Origin of the sequence: Streptomyces smaragdinus, from assembly GCF_009604385.1 — a bacterium.
In the GTDB taxonomy this organism is placed as follows: Bacteria; Actinomycetota; Actinomycetes; order Streptomycetales; family Streptomycetaceae; genus Streptomyces; species Streptomyces smaragdinus.
In genome coordinates, this window is sequence record NZ_WEGJ01000044.1 from 32,983 (window position 1) to 49,060 (window position 16,078).

Here is a 16,078-nt window from a genome sequence, read left to right on the forward strand (position 1 = left end):
GTCGTCCTTCCCCTGTCAGACACCGCAGCGCGGGTGAAGGTTGCCCCGCGGCTATGCTCGGGTTCCCCCTCAGGCGATCCTTGGAAAGGGACCAGGTTCATGGCACCCAAGCTCACGGTCATCGGCACGGGCTATCTCGGCGCGACACACGCCGCCGCGATGGCCGAGCTCGGCTTCGAGGTGCTGGCGCTGGACGTGGTCCCGGAGAAGATCGAGCTGCTGACGGCCGGCCGGGTCCCGATGTACGAGCCGGGGCTGGAGGAGCTCCTCGCCAAGCACGTCGCCGGGATCGAGGGGTCGACGGGGCGGCTGCGGTTCACCATGGACTACGCGGAGGTCGCCGAGTTCGGCGACGTGCACTTCGTCTGCGTGAACACGCCGCAGAAGCACGGCGAGTACGGCTGCGACATGAGCTTCGTCGACGCCGCCATGGAGTCCCTGGGCAAGCATCTGACCCGCCCGGCGCTGGTGGTCGGCAAGTCCACCGTCCCGGTCGGCAGCGCGGACCGGCTCGCGGCGCGGCTGGCGGAGCTGGCCCCGGCGGGCGAGGGGGTGGAGCTGGCGTGGAACCCGGAGTTCCTGCGCGAGGGCTTCGCCGTACAGGACACGCTGCACCCGGACCGGATCGTCGTCGGGGTGCGCGGTGAGCGGGCCGAGGCGCTGCTGCGGGAGGTGTACGCGACGCCGGTGGCGGAGGGCACGCCGTTCGTGGTGACGGACTATCCGACGTCGGAGCTGGTGAAGACGGCGGCGAACTCGTTCCTCGCGACGAAGATCTCGTTCATCAACGCGATGGCGGAGATCTGCGAGGCCGCGGGCGGCGACGTGGCGAAGCTGGCGGAGGCCATCGGTTACGACGAGCGGATCGGCGCGAAGTTCCTGCGGGCGGGGGTGGGCTTCGGCGGCGGGTGTCTGCCGAAGGACATCCGGGCGTTCATGGCCCGGGCGGGTGAGCTGGGCGTGGACCAGGCGCTGACGTTCCTGCGCGAGGTCGACTCCATCAACATGCGCCAGCGCGGCCAGGCGGTGGAGCTGGCCCGGGAGGCGTGCGGCGGCGACTTCCTGGGGAAGCGGATCGGGGTGCTGGGGGCGGCGTTCAAGCCGGACTCGGACGACGTACGGGACTCGCCGGCGCTGAACGTCGCCGGCCAGATCCATCTGCAGGGCGGCCAGGTGACGGTGTACGACCCGAAGGGCATGGCGAACGCCCGCAGGGTGTTCCCCACGCTGGGGTACGCGGAGTCGGCGCTGGAGGCCGTGCGGGGCGCGGACGTGGTGCTGCATCTGACGGAGTGGCGCGAGTTCCGTGAGCTGGACGCGGCGGAGCTGGGGCGGGTCGTCTCGCGCCGGCAGCTGATCGACGGCCGCAACGCGCTGGACGGCTCGGTGTGGCGCGCGGCGGGGTGGACGTACCGGGCGATGGGCCGCCCGCGCGCGTAACCGGCCGCCCTCACGCGGTCCGTACGGGGTCCGGGTCTAGAGTCGGGGCGTGACTGATCTTCTCGCGCGTGCCCGGGCCCTGCTGGCAGACCATCCCGTCGTCGACGGTCACAACGACCTCCCGTGGGCGCTGCGCGAGCAGGTGCGCTACGACCTGGACCGCCGTGACATCGCCGGCGACCAGAGCGCGCATCTGCACACGGACATCCCGCGGCTGCGGGCCGGCGGGGTGGGCGCGCAGTTCTGGTCGGTGTACGTGCCGTCGTCCCTGGAGGGCGGGGCGGCGCTGACGGCGACCATGGAGCAGATCGACGCGGTGCGGCTGCTGGCCGCGCGCTATCCGGCGGACCTGCGGCTCGCGTACTCGGCGGCCGACATGGAGGCCGCGCGCGAGGAGGGCCGGATCGCGTCGCTGATGGGCGCCGAGGGCGGGCACTCCATCGACAACTCCCTGGGCGCGCTGCGCGGCCTGTACGAGCTGGGTGTCCGCTATATGACGCTCACGCACAACGACAACAACGACTGGGCGGACTCCGCGACCGACGAGCCCCGCCACGGCGGCCTCACCGCGTTCGGCGAGGAGGTCGTACGGGAGATGAACCGCCTCGGCATGCTCGTCGACCTCTCCCACGTCGCCCCGTCGACCATGCGCGACGCGCTGCGGGTCAGCGAGGCGCCGGTGATCTTCTCGCACTCCTCCTCCCGGGCGGTGTGCGACCACCCGCGGAACATCCCGGACGACGTGCTGGCGCTGCTCCCGGAGAACGGCGGGGTGGCGATGGCGACGTTCGTGCCGAAGTTCGTGCTGCCCGAGGCCATCGCCTGGACGCGCGAGGCCGACGCCAATATGAGGGCCCACGGTCTGCATCCCCTGGACCTGAGCGAGGAGGGCAAGGCGGTGCAGCGGGCCTTCGAGGCGGCCAATCCGCGCCCGGTCGCCACGGTTTCCGCCATCGCGGACCATCTGGACCATATGCGCGAAGTAGCCGGAATCACCCATATCGGGATCGGCGGGGACTACGACGGCACCGCCTTCACCCCCACCGGACTCGAGGACGTCACCGGCTATCCGAATCTCATTGCCGAGCTTTTGCTCCGAAATTGGTCTGATTCGGACATTCACCACCTGACATGGCGCAATGCCGTACGGGTACTTGGAGCCGCTGAAAGGGTCGCAACGGACATCTCCGGACGTCGCGGACCTTCTCTTGCCGTGCTCCCCTCAACAGTGGCGTAAGTCACTGACCCGGAAGTCACACTCCGGAACTCCGACTGTCCGATTCGCCTGCAATCGGGCATCCGCCCTGCACAGGACCGGTTTTGACGGTCAGTGAGAAGATCATGCGCAATCGCGCTCGGGGAGGAGTCCGGCGCGGACAGTGACCTAAGTCCGCTTTAGACCGGCCATAAGGCCTTTGGTCACAGTCGGGAGCTTGTTTACGAACGGGGCCTATGCCTACGGTTCCGCCGTGTTCCGCGACTGAGCCGGGACGCCGCGCTTCCGGTACGCCTAATTCTGCCGCCGGACCGCGCGCAAGCGACGTACGTCACCAGGCAGAAGCGGGGGACCCACAGGTAAGTGCCCGACGCGCCGACGGCGCGGACGGCTAGGGGTGAAGCCATGCCTCGTACCGGAATATTCCATTCCGTTACGGGTCGCACGGCCGGGCGATCTCCAGTCCGAACCCGACAGCTCACCTCGCCGGCGTCGGAGAGGAGCACCACCATGTCCGCACGCGCACGCCATCGGCGTCTCGGCCGCATATCCCGTTCCCGGTCCCGCGCCGGCCTCGTCATCGCCGCCTCCGGCGCCGGCGTCGCCCTGCCGCTGATCGCCGGAGCGGGCACCGCCCAGGCCGCCTCCGTCGACACCTGGGACAAGGTCGCCCAGTGCGAGGCCACCGGCAACTGGTCCATCAACACCGGCAACGGCTTCTACGGCGGCCTGCAGTTCGTCCAGAGCACCTGGGCCGGCTACGGCGGCACGGAGTTCGCCCCGCGCGCCGACCTCGCCACCAAGTCCGAGCAGATCATGATCGCCGAGAAGGTCCTCGCCGACCAGGGCCCCGGCGCCTGGCCGGTCTGCTCGGTCCAGGCGGGCCTCACCAAGGGCGGCCCCGCCCCCGACTTCCGCACCCAGACCGCGGGCTCGGACGAGGCCGCGCAGGAGGCCCCGAAGGCCGAGGCCCCCAAGGTCGAGATCAAGCAGCACAAGGCGCCGAAGGCCATCACCAAGCCCGGCACCTACCGGGTCGTCAAGGGCGACACCCTCTGGGACATCGCCGTACGCCACGACGTCAAGGGCGGCTGGCACGCGATCTACGCCGCCAACAAGACCGTCATCGGCGGCAACCCGGACCTGATCTTCCCGGGCCAGCACTACGAGCTGGACAAGAAGTCCGAGGTCACCTTCGACGCCCCGAAGGCCACCCAGTCCTCGACGGCGACCAAGAAGTCCGAGGCCCCGGCCCCGGCGGCCCAGCAGGAGACCGGCTCCCAGGCCAGCACCTCCGGCTACGTCCGCCCGGTCCCCGGCGGCACCTCCACCCCGTACCACCAGGCGGGCGGCTCCTGGTCCTCCGGCTACCACACCGGTGTGGACTTCTCCGCCTCCACCGGCACCTCGGTCCACGCGATCGCGGCCGGCACCGTGGTCTCCGCGGGCTGGGGCGGCGCGTACGGCAACGAGGTCGTCATCAAGCACGCCGACGGCCGCTACAGCCAGTACGGCCACCTGTCGTCGCTGTCCGTCTCGGCGGGCCAGTCCGTGACGGCGGGCCAGCAGATCGGCCTCTCCGGCGCGACGGGCAATGTCACCGGCCCGCACCTGCACTTCGAGGTGCGCACCACGCCGAACTACGGCTCGGACATCGACCCGGTCGCGTACCTGCGCGCCCACGGGGTCAACGTCTGACCGACGCTCCACACGTACGGCAAAACCCTCGGGCCCGGCGGACCGAGGGTTTCGCCGTTTTACGGGCCGGTCAGCCCTCGAGCTTGGCGCGCAGGCGGCGGCCCTTCTCCGTGGCGAGCTCGTTCAGCTCCTCCTGGAACTCCTCCATCCGCCGGCGGACCTCCGGGTCGTACGCCCCCACCAGCCGCGCGGCGAGCAGCCCCGCGTTGCGGGCGCCGCCGACCGACACCGTGGCGACGGGCACGCCGGCCGGCATCTGGACGATGGACAGCAGCGAGTCCATGCCGTCCAGATACTTCAGCGGTACGGGCACGCCGATCACCGGCAGCGGCGTCACCGACGCCAGCATGCCGGGCAGATGCGCCGCGCCGCCGGCGCCGGCGATGATCGCCTTCAGCCCGCGGGACGCCGCCTGCTCGCCGTACGCGATCATCTCGCGGGGCATGCGGTGCGCGGAGAGGACGTTGACCTCGTACGGGATCTCGAACTCGGCGAGGGCGCCGGCGGCGGCCTCCATCACGGGCCAGTCGGAGTCGGAGCCCATCGCGATGCCGATCAGGGGCCCGTTCTCGGTGGTGGTCATTCGGTGATCGTCCCTCGGAGGTAGTCCGCCGCGTGGCGGGCGCGTTCGCGGACGTCCGCGAGATCGTCGCCGTAGGTGTTGACGTGGCCGACCTTGCGGCCGGGCTTCACGTCCTTGCCGTACATATGGATCTTGAGCCCGGGGTCGCGGGCCATGCAGTGCAGGTAGGCCTGGTACATGTCGGGGTAGTCGCCGCCGAGCACGTTGGACATCACGGTCCACTTCGCGCGCGGGCGCGGGTCGCCGAGCGGGAGGTCGAGCACGGCGCGGACGTGGTTGGCGAACTGGGAGGTGACAGCGCCGTCCTGGGTCCAGTGGCCGGAGTTGTGGGGGCGCATGGCGAGCTCGTTGACCAGGATGCGGCCATCGGTGGTCTCGAAGAGCTCGACCGCGAGGTGGCCGACGACGTCCAGCTCCTTGGCCACCTTCAGCGCCAGCTCCTGCGCCGCGAGGGCCAGGGCCGGGGAGAGGTCGGGGGCGGGGGCGATGACGGTGTCGCAGACGCCGTTGACCTGGATCGATTCGACCACCGGGTACGCGACGGCCTGACCGCTGGGCGAGCGCACGACGTTGGCGGCGAGCTCCCGCCGGAAGTCGACCTTCTCCTCCGCGAGCACCGGCACCCCGGCCCGGAACGGCTCGGCGGCGCCCGCCTCGTCCCGTACGACCCACACACCCTTGCCGTCGTACCCGCCGCGCACGGTCTTCAGGATCACCGGAAAACCGGCGCCCTCCCGGGCGAACCGCGTCACGTCCGCCGGGTCGGCGACGATCCGGTGCCGCGGGCACGGCACGCCCAGCTCCGTCAGCCGCTCGCGCATGACGCCCTTGTCGTGGGCGTGCAGCAGCGCCGCGGGGCCCGGCCGGACCGGCACGCCCGCCGCCTCGAGCGCCCGCAGATGCTCCACCGGGACGTGCTCGTGGTCGAAGGCGATCACGTCGCAGCCGCGGGCGAAGTCCCGCAGGGTGTCCAGATCGCGGTAGTCGCCGACCACCACATCGCCCGCGACGAGCGCCGCGGAATCCTTCGGAGTATCGCTGAGCAGCTTGAATCTGATGCCGAGGGGGATGCCCGCCTCGTGGGTCATACGGGCGAGCTGACCGCCGCCGACCATGCCGACTACCGGGAATGTCACGGGCTCCAGGGTAATGGCCGCCCCGGGTGTCCCCGCCCACGACCCGGCTGCCGGGACCGGGCGCCGGTTAGAGTGAGGGGGACCGCCCGATATCACCGCGCACGTAACACAGGGGAACCCATGACGGCACAGCCCGAGATATCTTCACGGCTGAGTGCCCTCGCCCGGGAGCTGGTGAAGTTCGCCGCGGTCGGGGGAGCCGGCATGGTCGTGAACTTCCTGGTCTTCAATCTCGTGCACCTGCGGTTGGACGTGCCGGTGGGCCGGGCCAACGTGATCAGTACGAGTGTGGCGATCGCGTTCAACTATCTGGGGTTCCGGCACTTCGCGTACCGCGACTCCGACCGGCAGGGGCGGCGCCGGGAGCTGACGCTGTTCCTGGCGTTCAGCCTGATCGGGCTGGTCATCGAGACGGGCACGGTGTTCGTGACGACGTACTGGTTCCACTGGGACAGCCCCGTCGAGGTGAACGTCTTCAAGTTCCTCGGGATCGCCGTCGCCTCGCTGTTCCGCTTCTGGTCGTACCGCACCTGGGTCTTCCGCGCCCTCCCCGAGCCGGGCCCGGGGGCCGAGGAGCGGGTTACGGCGCGGGCGGGGCGCTAGTCACTCGTCGCCTTCCCGCGCCTCGCGGCCCAGGAACAGGGCGAACACCGGCGGGCGCTGCTGGACCAGCTCGAGCCGGCCGCCGTCGGCCTCCGCCAGATCGCGGGCCACGGCCAGTCCGAGGCCCGTGGAGTTGCGGCCGCTGACCGTGCGCTCGAAGACCCGTGAGCCCAGGTCCGGGGCGACGCCCGGGCCCTCGTCGGTGACCTCCACGACGACCTGGTTGCCGGTGACGCGGGTACGGATCGCGACCCGGCCCTCGCCGTGCATCAGCGAGTTCTCGATCAGCGTGGCGAGCACCTGCGCCACCGCGCCCGGGGTGGCCACGGCCCGCAGCCCGCGCTTGCCGGAGCGGACTATGGCACGGCTCGCCTGGCGGTAGGCGGGACGCCACTCCTCGATCTGCTGTTTGACGACGTCGTCCACGTCCATGCCGACGGCCATCCCGGAGCGCTGCTCGCGGGAGTTGGTGAGCAGCCGCTGCACCACGTCCGTGAGCCGTTCGACCTGGGTGAGCGCGATCGCCGCCTCCTCCTTCACCGTCGCCGGGTCGCCGGCGGAGATCTCGGCGATCTCCTCCAGACGCATGGACAGCGCGGTCAGCGGGGTGCGCAGCTGGTGGGAGGCGTCGGCGGCGAGGCGGCGTTCGGCGGTGAGCATCTTGGTGATCCGCTCGGCGCTGTTGTCGAGGACGTCGGCGACGCGGTCGAGTTCGGGGACACCGTAGCGGCGGTGCTTGCCGCGGTGGTCGCCGGAGCCGAGGCGTTCGGCGGTCTCGGCGAGGTCGGTGAGGGGGGCGGTGAGCCGGTTGGCCTGGCGGACGGCGAGGAGGACGGCGGCGCCGACGGCGAGGAGGGCGACGGCGAGGATGACCAGGAGGTTGCGGCCCATCTCCTGGTTGACCTGGTCGCGGCCCTCGTAGACCGTGACGCTGACGCCGGTCTGGCCGCTCTGGGTGGCGGTGATCCGGCCGCCGTCGGGCATGGTGCCCAGGGTGATCGGCTCCGCCCCGGCGCCGGCCCGGACGATCGCGGCGCCGGTGCCGATGTGCTCGCCCAGGGTCTCGGCGGTGACCGGGTCACCGGCGGCGAGCTTGGCCTCGACGGAGGAGAAGAGCCGTACCGCCTCGGACTGCACGCGGTCGTGGGCGGCGTTCTCGATGGTGCGGCTCTCGACGATCACCAGGGAGACGCCGAAGACGGCGATGACGACGAGCACCACGGCGAGGGTGGAGTTGATGAGCCGGCGCCTCATGGGTCGGTTACCGAATCAGCTCTTCTCGAAGCGGAAGCCGACGCCGCGCACGGTGGCGATGTAGCGGGGGTTCGCCGCGTCGTCGCCGAGCTTCTTGCGCAGCCAGGAGATGTGCATGTCGAGGGTCTTGGTCGACGACCACCAGGTGGTGTCCCAGACCTCGCGCATCAGCTGGTCGCGCGTGACGACCCGGCCGGCGTCGCGCACCAGCACCCGCAGCAGGTCGAACTCCTTCGCCGTGAGCTGGAGCTCGTCGTCGCCGATCCACGCGCGGTGCGACTCGGTGTCGATGCGCACGCCGTGGGTGGCCACCGGCTCGCCGGGGCGGGGGTCGCCGACGCCGCGGCGCAGCAGGGCCCGTACCCGGGCGAGGAGCTCGGCGAGGCGGAAGGGCTTGGTGACGTAGTCGTCGGCGCCGGCGTCCAGGCCCACGACCGTGTCCACCTCGTCGGCGCGCGCGGTGAGCACGAGTACGGGGAAGCCGTGGCCCTCGGTGCGCAGCCGGCGGCAGACCTCCAGGCCGTCCATGCCGGGCAGCCCGAGGTCGAGCACCAGCAGGTCGATGCCGCCCTGCAGCCCGGTGTCGAGCGCCGCGGGCCCGTCCTCACGCACCTCCACCTCGTACCCCTCACGGCGCAGTGCGCGGGCCAGGGGTTCCGAGATGGCCGCGTCGTCCTCGGCGAGCAGTACACGGGTCATGGGGCGATGGTAGTCCGCCGTATGCGCGGATGGGTTACGGCTGGCAGAGCCGGTGCTGTCACTCCGTGTGAATGCCTCCGCAAAAGTGATCAACCGTCCGAAAGTTCGCATACAGTGTCGGAACATCCGTCGATCTGGAGGGGACAGCCATGGCGTCGAGCCCGCCGAAGACCACCGCAGAGCCCCCCGCCGGCGGCGCGACGATCTTCGGACATCCGCGCGGGCTCGCAACCCTGTTCCTGACGGAGATGTGGGAGCGCTTCTCGTACTACGGGATGCGCGCCCTGCTCGTGCTGTACCTGGTCTCCGGCGGCCCGGACGCGGCGGCCGGCAGCCAGGGCGGCGGGCTGGGGATGTCGGCGGCCACGGCGACGGCGATCTTCTCGGTGTACGTGTCGATGGTCTATCTGATGGCGATGCCCGGCGGCTGGTTCGGGGACCGGGTCTGGGGGGCGCGCAAGACGGTTGCCGTCGCCGGGACCGTGATCATGGCCGGTCACATCTGTCTGGCGCTGCCCGGCTCGGCGATGTTCTTCGTGGGGCTGGCGCTGGTGGCGATCGGCTCGGGGCTGCTGAAGGCCAATATCTCCACCATGGTCGGACATCTGTACAAGGAGGGGGACGTCCGCCGGGACGCCGGCTTCACGATCTTCTACATGGGCATCAACCTCGGCGCCTTCGCCGCCCCGTTCGGCATCGGCATCGTCGGCGAGAAGGTCAGCTGGCATCTGGGCTTCGGACTCGCCGCGGTCGGCATGGCGCTGGGACTGGCGCAGTTCCTCTTCTTCTCCCGCCATCTGAGCCCGCACAGCAGCCTGGTCCCCAATCCGCTGACGGCCGCCGAGCGCCGGTCGGTCACCGTCAGGACCCTCGCCGGGGTGCTGGTCGCCGTCGCGTTCTACGGGATCGTGATCGCCGCCGGCGTGTACACCCTGAACTGGGCGCTCGTCCCGATCATCGCCGCGGGGCTGGTCATCCCGGTCGCCGTGCTGGTGCGGATCCGGCGGGACGGGGAGCTGTCGGACGCGGAGCAGAAGAAGATGAGCGCGTTCATCTGGTTCTTCGTCGCCGCCGCGATCTTCTGGATGATCTACGACCAGGGGGCCTCGACGCTGTCCCTGTTCGGCGACGCGCACACGGAGAAGAACCTCTTCGGCTGGGAGATGCCGACCGTCCTCTACCAGGCACTGAACCCGCTGTTCATCATGCTGCTGGCGCCCGTCTTCGCCTCGCTCTGGCTGGCCCTGGCCCGCCGGGACCGCGAGCCGACGACGATCGTGAAGTTCTCCTTCGGACTGTTCGTCGTCGGGCTGTCGTTCTACGTCTTCCTCATCCCGATGGGCATGGTGTCGGGGGACGAGCAGGTCACCATGTGGTGGCTGGTCGGCATCTACCTCATGCACACGGTGGCCGAGCTGTGCCTGTCCCCCGTGGGGCTGTCGCTCACCACCAAGATGGCGCCGAAGAAGTACATGTCGCAGATGATGGGCGTCTTCTTCCTCGCCGTCACCGCCGGCGACTCCGTCACGGGTCTGCTGGCCGTCGCGGGCGTGGACCTCAACGGCGCGGGCGTGGTGGCCCTGGAGGCCACCGCCGCGGTCGCCGCCGCCGGGGCGATCTACCTGTACCGCAACCGGGTACGGGCCCTGATGGGCGACGTGCACTGAGTCCCGCTCACAGCGGCGCCGCCAGCTCCGCCCACACCGTCTTGCCCCGCGCGTCCGGCGTACGCTCCACGCCCCACTGCAGGCACAGCCGCTGCACGATGAACATCCCGTGCCCGCCCGGCCGCGCCGCCCGGTGCGGGGTGCGCGGGGCGGGGGTGCCGGGGCCGAGGTCGGCGACCTCGACGCGGATCAGCTTGGCGGCCAGCCGCATCCGCAGCTCGTCCGGGCCGCCGGCGTGCAGACAGGCGTTCGTGACCAACTCGGAGACCACCAGCAGCAGATCCTCCGCCGCCGCCCGCTGATCCCCCGTCACCGCCGGCAGCCAGCCCCAGTCCACCAGGACCGAGCGCGCGAAGTCCCGCGCCCGCGGCACCGCCCCGCCCACCCCCGCCAGCCGCAGCCGGCGCACCTGCCCGACCGGCGGCCGGCCGGCGCCCGGCGGGGACGGCCTGGTCGGACTCATCGCCTCACCCCGCCGCTCCGCACTCGCCGCATCAGCCTGTTCACGTCATTCCTGTCTGTCATGAGTTTCGCCAGGGCTCCTGCCCTGCGCGCCCGCGAGAACACCCACAACTTTCCCCGCCCCCCATGCGCCGCCGGCGTCTACTGCTCGAGCGCGTCCGCCAGCGTCTGGTGAACGGTGAAGACCGCCTCCGCGCCCGTGATCTCGAACACCCGGGCGACGGCGGACCGCATCGCGGCCAGATGGACGCCGCCACCGGCGGCCTCGGCCCGCAGCCGGGCGCCGAGCAGCACGTTCAGCCCGGTGGAGTCGCAGAACTGCAGCTGCGAGCAGTCCACGACGATCCTGCTCAGCCCGTCGTCCAGACTGCGGTCCAGCGGCTCACGCAGCACCTCCGCCGTATGGAAGTCGAGCTCCCCCTTCGGCGTGAACACGGCGGAACCGCCCGCACGCCGTTCCTCGACCTCAAGCCGGCCACGGCTCACGTCGCCGACCATCCCGCGGTCCATGCTCGCCCTCCCGATGATGTCCGGGTCACGCTTGTACGGGATCCATTATCCGCCTTCGGATGGCGCCAAGACGGTGTATCCGGTCTCACGTTCACCGCCCGAACAAGCCCACATTTACGGGCAAATACGGACATCATTCACTTGCCAGAGGGGTGGGGAAGCGGATAGGGCTAGAGGTGCAGCACCCGATCCAAGGCCTGGAGGACCCGCAGAAAGCAGCATGACGAGATGGCTTCGGCAGCCGTATGCCGAGAAACGATGGAGGACACCATGTCACCCCGGCTCGACGAGCGCACCGACTCGTCGGCAAGCACGATCCCTGCAAACAAGACCGGCTCTCTGGGCTCTCCGGGCCCCTTGGGCGAAGACGCCCCGCTCGCGGACCTCGTCGAGGAACTCGCCGAGCTCCCCCCGTACGACGAGGTCGCCCCGCAGGACGCGCGGGCCCTGTCCAAGACCCTCTTCTCCCGGCTGGAAGTGCTGGAGGAGGGCACCCACGAATACGCGTACGTACGCAACACCCTCGTCGAACTCAACCTGGCCCTGGTGAAGTTCGCCGCCTCCCGCTTCCGCTCGCGCAGCGAGCCGATGGAGGACATCATCCAGGTCGGCACCATAGGCCTGATCAAGGCCATCGACCGGTTCGAGCTCACGCGCGGGGTGGAGTTCCCCACCTTCGCGATGCCGACCATCGTCGGCGAGATCAAGCGGTTCTTCCGCGACACCTCCTGGTCCGTCCGCGTACCGCGCCGGCTCCAGGAACTGCGCCTGGATCTGGCGAAGGCGGGCGACGAACTCGCCCAGAAGCTGGACCGCGCACCCACCGTGGGCGAGCTGGCGACGAAGCTCGACCTGTCCCACGACGAGGTCGTCGAGGGCATGGCGGCGTCCAACGCGTACACCGCCTCCTCCCTGGACGCCCAGCCCGAGGAGGACGAGTCCGAGGGCGCGCTCGCGGACCGGATCGGCTACGAGGACCAGAGCCTCGAGGGCATCGAGTACGTGGAGTCCCTGAAGCCGCTGATCGCGGAGCTTCCGTCGCGGGACCGCCGGATTCTGTCGCTGCGGTTCGTCGCGAACATGACGCAGTCGGAGATCGGTGAGGAGCTCGGGATCTCGCAGATGCATGTGTCGCGGCTGCTGTCGCGGACGCTGGTGCGGTTGCGCAAGGGGTTGATGGTCGAGGAGTAGTCGTCCGGGCGGCGCCACCCGGTTGGCGCCGCCCCGGCTGCGTGCCCCGGCCCCGGGCGTTTGGCTCGGGGCATGCGCGTATCGCTCCGGCCGCTGCTCGCCGGAGTCCTCCTCGCCCTCTCCGCCTGCGGTACGACCCCTCCCCCGCCCGCGTTCGAGCCCCCGCCGGCCGCCACCGGCGAGTGGTGGCCGTGCCCGCTCACCGGGATGGCGCGGCGCGAGTGCACCCGGGTCACCGTGCCGGTGGGCCCGCCGCACGCCGAGAGCATCTCCCTCGCCGTGACCCGGCTGCCGGCGCGCCGGCCCGCCCGCCGGATCGGGGCGCTGGTGCTGCTGCCGGGCGGGCCGGGGCTGTCCGGGCTGCAGGAGGCGCTCGCCGCGACCGTGGAGTATCCGCCCGCGCTGCGGGACCGGTTCGACATCGTGGGCGTGGACATGCGGGGTGTGGGACGCAGCTCGCCGGTGGACTGCGGGGAACCGATCGGTCCGCTGGACGGGCTGCGGGATGCCCCGGACCTTTCCGCTGCGGACGTCGATGCGGTGGACGCGCAGGTCAGGGACTACGTGGAGTACTGCCGTATCCAGCACGGCGAGCTGATCGGGCGGCTGGGGAGCCGCGTCCTGGTACGGGACCTGGAGGCCGTACGGGAGGCGCTGGGCGAGGAGCGGATCAGCCTCCTCGCCCACTCGTACGGCACCCTCCCCGGCCAGCTGTACCTCGCCTCGCATCCCGACCGCGTCCGCTCGGCCGTCTTCGACGGTGTCCTCGATCCCGCCCGGTCCGGGCCGGCGATGGCGCTGCGGACGGTGCATTCGCGGGAGGAGCTGGACGCGGAGCAGGTGCCTGTCCCCCAGTCCCGCCGTATCCCGGCGGACGTCCGCGCCGCGTTCCGGGAACTGGCGCCCGGGGGGCCGTCGCTGGCGCTGTTCCTGGGGCGGCACTGCGCGGACTTCACGTGGCCGTCTTCGGTGGGTGGTCTTCTGCGGTGGCTGGAGTCCCGTTCGGGCGAGCCCCGTTGGCGCCTCAACACGGTCGCGCGGGACTACGCGGCGTGTGTCCACTGGCCGGAGCACGAGCCGCCGCCGCCGGGGGCGGTGTGGCCTGCCGGGGGTGGCGTGCGGCCGTTGCTGATCGGGTCGGAGGGTGACATCCGTACGCCTCTCGCGGGAGCGGAGAGGGTGGCGGAGCGCTTCGACGCGCCGCTGGTGACGGTGGGCGGGGGGCGGCATGGGCTGGTGGGGCACGGGTCGGCTTGTGCGGAACGGGCGGCGGTGGCTTATCTCAGCGGGAGGTCCGGGCTGGGGGCGGGGGATCGGGTGCGGTGTTGAGGGTGCGGGTGTCAGGGGGCGGTGCTGAAGCCGAGGATGGCTTGGGCGATTCGGTTGGGGTGTTCGGCGACCATGTTGTGGCTGGCGCCCTCGAGTTCGAGGACGCGCAGGTGGGGGCGGTTTTCTACGGCGGGCAGCAGATCGCGGAGGATGCCTGCCCGGAGGGCCGGCATGAGGTCGCCGGTGCGGCCGGGGAGGCCGGGGAGGTTTTCGGTGGCGAGGACGAAGAGGGCGGGGCAGCGGATGCCGCTCACCGCGGGGACGCTGTCCTGGAAGTACGGGTCGTAGCGGATCCGTCCGGCGGTCGCGGCGTCGGGTCGTACGTAGACACCCTCGGGCGTGGTGCGGCGGGATCGCTCGGGGACCATGGCGACGTGGGCCTCGGGGAGGGGGTGGGCCATGGCGGCGGCCTGGGCGTCGAAGACGGCCTTGAGCTCCTCGAGCAGGGCGGTCCTGTTCTCTTCCTCGAGCCCCGCGTAGTTCCCGGCCGCGGTCTCCGCCGAGCGCAGGCCGTCGAGGTTGACGATCCCGGGACCGTCGGGGTGCCGCAGGGCCCATCGGACGGCGAGCATGCCGCCGAGGGAGTGGCCCACGACGAGGGGGTCCTTGAGCTCGAGGCGGGTCACGACCGCCTCCACGTCGTCCAGCGCCGCCTCCCACTCCCACGGCCCGTCCCCGGACAGTCCGTGTCCCCTGAGGTCCATGTCGACGACCCGGTGTTCTCCGGTCAGCAGCGGGGCGACGGCGTCCCAGTGCCGGAGGGTCCCCCCGAGGCCGTGGAGCAGAAGCAGGGGTGTCCCGCTGCCGCCGTGGTCACGGACGGCGAGGTGTACGGGGCGGTCATCGATGGTCGTCTCAATTGGCGGCACGGTTGCCTTCCTGAGGTCGGTTGAGCCGGTCGCGGATGGATGAGGTGGTGACGCCGCCGTCGGGATCCCGCTCGAGCTTGCCCCGCTTGACGAGGTCGTGGACGCCTTGCCGGGTGATGCCGAGCATCGCCCCGGCGGTGGAGTACGACACGGTGCGGGCCGCAGGGTGCCCGGCGGTCCTGGCCACGGCCCGCCCCAGCGCGGTGCGCCACCACGCGGCGGGCGGATCGAAGGGGGCGTCACCCGGGAAGAGGGCGCCGAGGAGCCTCGCGGCGGTGCGGGTGGCGGTCCTGGTGTCCGGCCCGAGGAGCTGGGCGGCCCAGACCTCGGCCTCGATCTTCAGCTGCGCCCTGATGGGGCGGAGGGGCTGGTCGTCGGCGAGGAGGATCTCCAGGGGGTCGAGGAGGCGGGTCTCGAGGACGTGGCGGAGTTCGGTGACGAGCTCGGTGTGGTCGTCGATGGTTGTCACTTGACGGAGGATAGCAAGTACTTGCTCCTTTTCGTCAAGTAGCGAGGGTGTCAGTGGCCGTCGGGTGATTGGCGCGCGCAAACCCGGCCGCCGCACCGGCGCAGCCGTACGCCCGCTTGCACAGCTCAGCTGAAAGGGTCCGCCATGCGCATCACTGCCGACGAAGCCCGTCGGAACCTTGTCCCCTTGATCAAGCGCGTCATCGATGACCACGACACGATTGAGATCACCTCCGAGCACGGGAACGTCGTGATGATGTCGGCGGAAGACTTCGCCGCCTGGCAGGAGGAGGTATATCTGCTCAGGTCACGGTGAACGCCGCGCGTCTCCTGGCCGCCTCCGTCGCGCGGCGGTGGGGGTCGGTCTTTGGCTGGCGGTTGCGTCGGCTGACGCGCATCCGGCCTTCGGCCGGAGGCCTCAAACGCCGGCCGGGCTGGGGGTGGGTGTCTTGGCCTCCGGGGTTGGTGTCTGGTCGGCCGGGGTGCGCGTGGGCGTGAAGTGGGTCGGGGCCGCCCGACACACCTACGCGCGTACTGCAGCGTCGTGGTCCATTCGAGCGCGTTTCCCGTACGCGCGCAGGCGTGTCGAACGTCCCCTTACTCCCGTACGCGGCTACCGGATTGTCCCTGGTCACCGCCCCCTGTAGCCCGCCAACCGTGGGGAACTCCCCCGGAGCACAGGCATCCGTACAGTTGCCCCCGCAGTCGCCGGCCCGGCGGCGCGAAGCGCCGACGCCTCACTCCACACCCCCGGGGGCGCGCAGCGCACCCACCTCACTCCGCATCACGAGGCGCGCAGCGCCGACCCCCACTCCACATCCGAAGCCGCGCCAGCGGCTTCCCCTCACTGCGAGGCGCGCAGCGCCCCGCCCCCCGCTCCCGCCCCCAAGGCGCGCAGCGCCGCAGAAACACTCCGCATCCAAACCCCACCCCCGGCCCACCGACACCGCCAC

Annotated in this window: 16 protein-coding genes and 1 riboswitch; of the genes, 8 read left to right on the top strand and 8 right to left on the bottom strand. The window is 71.1% G+C overall.

The annotated features are described in order from the left end of the window. The first annotated feature begins 99 nt into the window (after positions 1 to 99). The 3 genes from SRB5_RS31405 to SRB5_RS31415 all read left to right on the top strand — a co-directional run bounded on the left by SRB5_RS31405 (position 100) and on the right by SRB5_RS31415 (position 4,354). Positions 100 to 1,440, top strand: coding sequence for a UDP-glucose dehydrogenase family protein (locus SRB5_RS31405; RefSeq protein ID WP_153456871.1), 1,341 nt, complete (start codon positions 100 to 102; stop codon positions 1,438 to 1,440). A gap of 49 nt (positions 1,441 to 1,489) precedes the next feature. Continuing rightward, positions 1,490 to 2,677, top strand: coding sequence for a dipeptidase (locus tag SRB5_RS31410; protein WP_323378795.1), 1,188 nt, complete (start codon positions 1,490 to 1,492; stop codon positions 2,675 to 2,677). A gap of 273 nt (positions 2,678 to 2,950) precedes the next feature. Beyond that, positions 2,951 to 3,163, top strand: a riboswitch (cyclic di-AMP (ydaO/yuaA leader). A 3-nt stretch (positions 3,164 to 3,166) separates the two neighbouring features. Then, a complete protein-coding gene (locus SRB5_RS31415; protein ID WP_153456872.1) occupies positions 3,167 to 4,354 on the top strand; it encodes a transglycosylase family protein in 1,188 nt (395 codons plus the stop codon). A gap of 70 nt (positions 4,355 to 4,424) precedes the next feature. Here the strand turns inward: SRB5_RS31415 and purE are convergent, their stop codons facing one another. Both purE and SRB5_RS31425 read right to left on the bottom strand, forming a co-directional pair. Further along, positions 4,425 to 4,937, bottom strand: coding sequence for a 5-(carboxyamino)imidazole ribonucleotide mutase (gene purE / locus SRB5_RS31420; protein ID WP_153456873.1), 513 nt, complete (start codon positions 4,935 to 4,937; stop codon positions 4,425 to 4,427). Continuing rightward, positions 4,934 to 6,073 (bottom strand): 5-(carboxyamino)imidazole ribonucleotide synthase, encoded by a 1,140-nt coding sequence (locus SRB5_RS31425; protein ID WP_323378797.1) that lies wholly within the window; start codon positions 6,071 to 6,073, stop codon positions 4,934 to 4,936. The genes purE and SRB5_RS31425 overlap by 4 nt, the downstream gene beginning before the upstream one ends. Before the next feature lie 120 nt (positions 6,074 to 6,193). Here SRB5_RS31425 and SRB5_RS31430 point away from each other — a divergent pair, with 120 nt between their 5' ends. Continuing rightward, positions 6,194 to 6,676, top strand: coding sequence for a GtrA family protein (locus SRB5_RS31430; RefSeq protein ID WP_153456874.1), 483 nt, complete (start codon positions 6,194 to 6,196; stop codon positions 6,674 to 6,676). Here SRB5_RS31430 and SRB5_RS31435 read toward each other — a convergent pair whose 3' ends face one another. Next, positions 6,677 to 7,930: an ATP-binding protein gene (locus SRB5_RS31435; protein WP_153456875.1), complete on the bottom strand. Its 1,254-nt coding sequence runs from the start codon at positions 7,928 to 7,930 to the stop codon at positions 6,677 to 6,679. It abuts the gene before it with no gap. Positions 7,931 to 7,945: 15 nt separating this feature from the next. Then, positions 7,946 to 8,629, bottom strand: a complete 684-nt coding sequence (locus SRB5_RS31440) for a response regulator transcription factor (RefSeq protein ID WP_153456876.1) — start codon at positions 8,627 to 8,629, stop codon at positions 7,946 to 7,948. 149 nt (positions 8,630 to 8,778) lie between these two features. Here SRB5_RS31440 and SRB5_RS31445 point away from each other — a divergent pair, with 149 nt between their 5' ends. Beyond that, positions 8,779 to 10,296 carry a peptide MFS transporter gene (locus tag SRB5_RS31445; RefSeq protein WP_153456877.1) on the top strand — a complete coding sequence of 506 codons (1,518 nt, stop codon included), beginning with the start codon at positions 8,779 to 8,781 and terminating at the stop codon, positions 10,294 to 10,296. A 7-nt stretch (positions 10,297 to 10,303) separates the two neighbouring features. Here SRB5_RS31445 and SRB5_RS31450 read toward each other — a convergent pair whose 3' ends face one another. Both SRB5_RS31450 and SRB5_RS31455 read right to left on the bottom strand, forming a co-directional pair. Then, positions 10,304 to 10,759: an ATP-binding protein gene (locus SRB5_RS31450; RefSeq protein ID WP_153456878.1), complete on the bottom strand. Its 456-nt coding sequence runs from the start codon at positions 10,757 to 10,759 to the stop codon at positions 10,304 to 10,306. Between the two features lie 140 nt (positions 10,760 to 10,899). Then, entirely contained in the window at positions 10,900 to 11,268 is a 369-nt protein-coding gene (locus SRB5_RS31455; RefSeq protein ID WP_153456879.1) for an STAS domain-containing protein, read from the bottom strand. A 258-nt stretch (positions 11,269 to 11,526) separates the two neighbouring features. Here SRB5_RS31455 and SRB5_RS31460 point away from each other — a divergent pair, with 258 nt between their 5' ends. After that, positions 11,527 to 12,459 (top strand): RNA polymerase sigma factor SigF, encoded by a 933-nt coding sequence (locus SRB5_RS31460; RefSeq protein ID WP_153456880.1) that lies wholly within the window; start codon positions 11,527 to 11,529, stop codon positions 12,457 to 12,459. Between the two features lie 72 nt (positions 12,460 to 12,531). Beyond that, entirely contained in the window at positions 12,532 to 13,788 is a 1,257-nt protein-coding gene (locus tag SRB5_RS31465) for an alpha/beta fold hydrolase (RefSeq protein WP_153456881.1), read from the top strand. Between the two features lie 11 nt (positions 13,789 to 13,799). Here SRB5_RS31465 and SRB5_RS31470 read toward each other — a convergent pair whose 3' ends face one another. Together SRB5_RS31470 and SRB5_RS37285 are read right to left on the bottom strand one after the other, a co-directional pair. Further along, positions 13,800 to 14,657 carry an alpha/beta fold hydrolase gene (locus SRB5_RS31470; protein ID WP_323378798.1) on the bottom strand — a complete coding sequence of 286 codons (858 nt, stop codon included), beginning with the start codon at positions 14,655 to 14,657 and terminating at the stop codon, positions 13,800 to 13,802. Beyond that, positions 14,644 to 15,126 (bottom strand): hypothetical protein, encoded by a 483-nt coding sequence (locus SRB5_RS37285; RefSeq protein WP_267132625.1) that lies wholly within the window; start codon positions 15,124 to 15,126, stop codon positions 14,644 to 14,646. The genes SRB5_RS31470 and SRB5_RS37285 overlap by 14 nt, the downstream gene beginning before the upstream one ends. Before the next feature lie 144 nt (positions 15,127 to 15,270). Here SRB5_RS37285 and SRB5_RS31480 point away from each other — a divergent pair, with 144 nt between their 5' ends. Continuing rightward, positions 15,271 to 15,441 carry a type II toxin-antitoxin system Phd/YefM family antitoxin gene (locus tag SRB5_RS31480; RefSeq protein ID WP_153456882.1) on the top strand — a complete coding sequence of 57 codons (171 nt, stop codon included), beginning with the start codon at positions 15,271 to 15,273 and terminating at the stop codon, positions 15,439 to 15,441. The last annotated feature ends 637 nt before the right edge of the window (positions 15,442 to 16,078 follow it).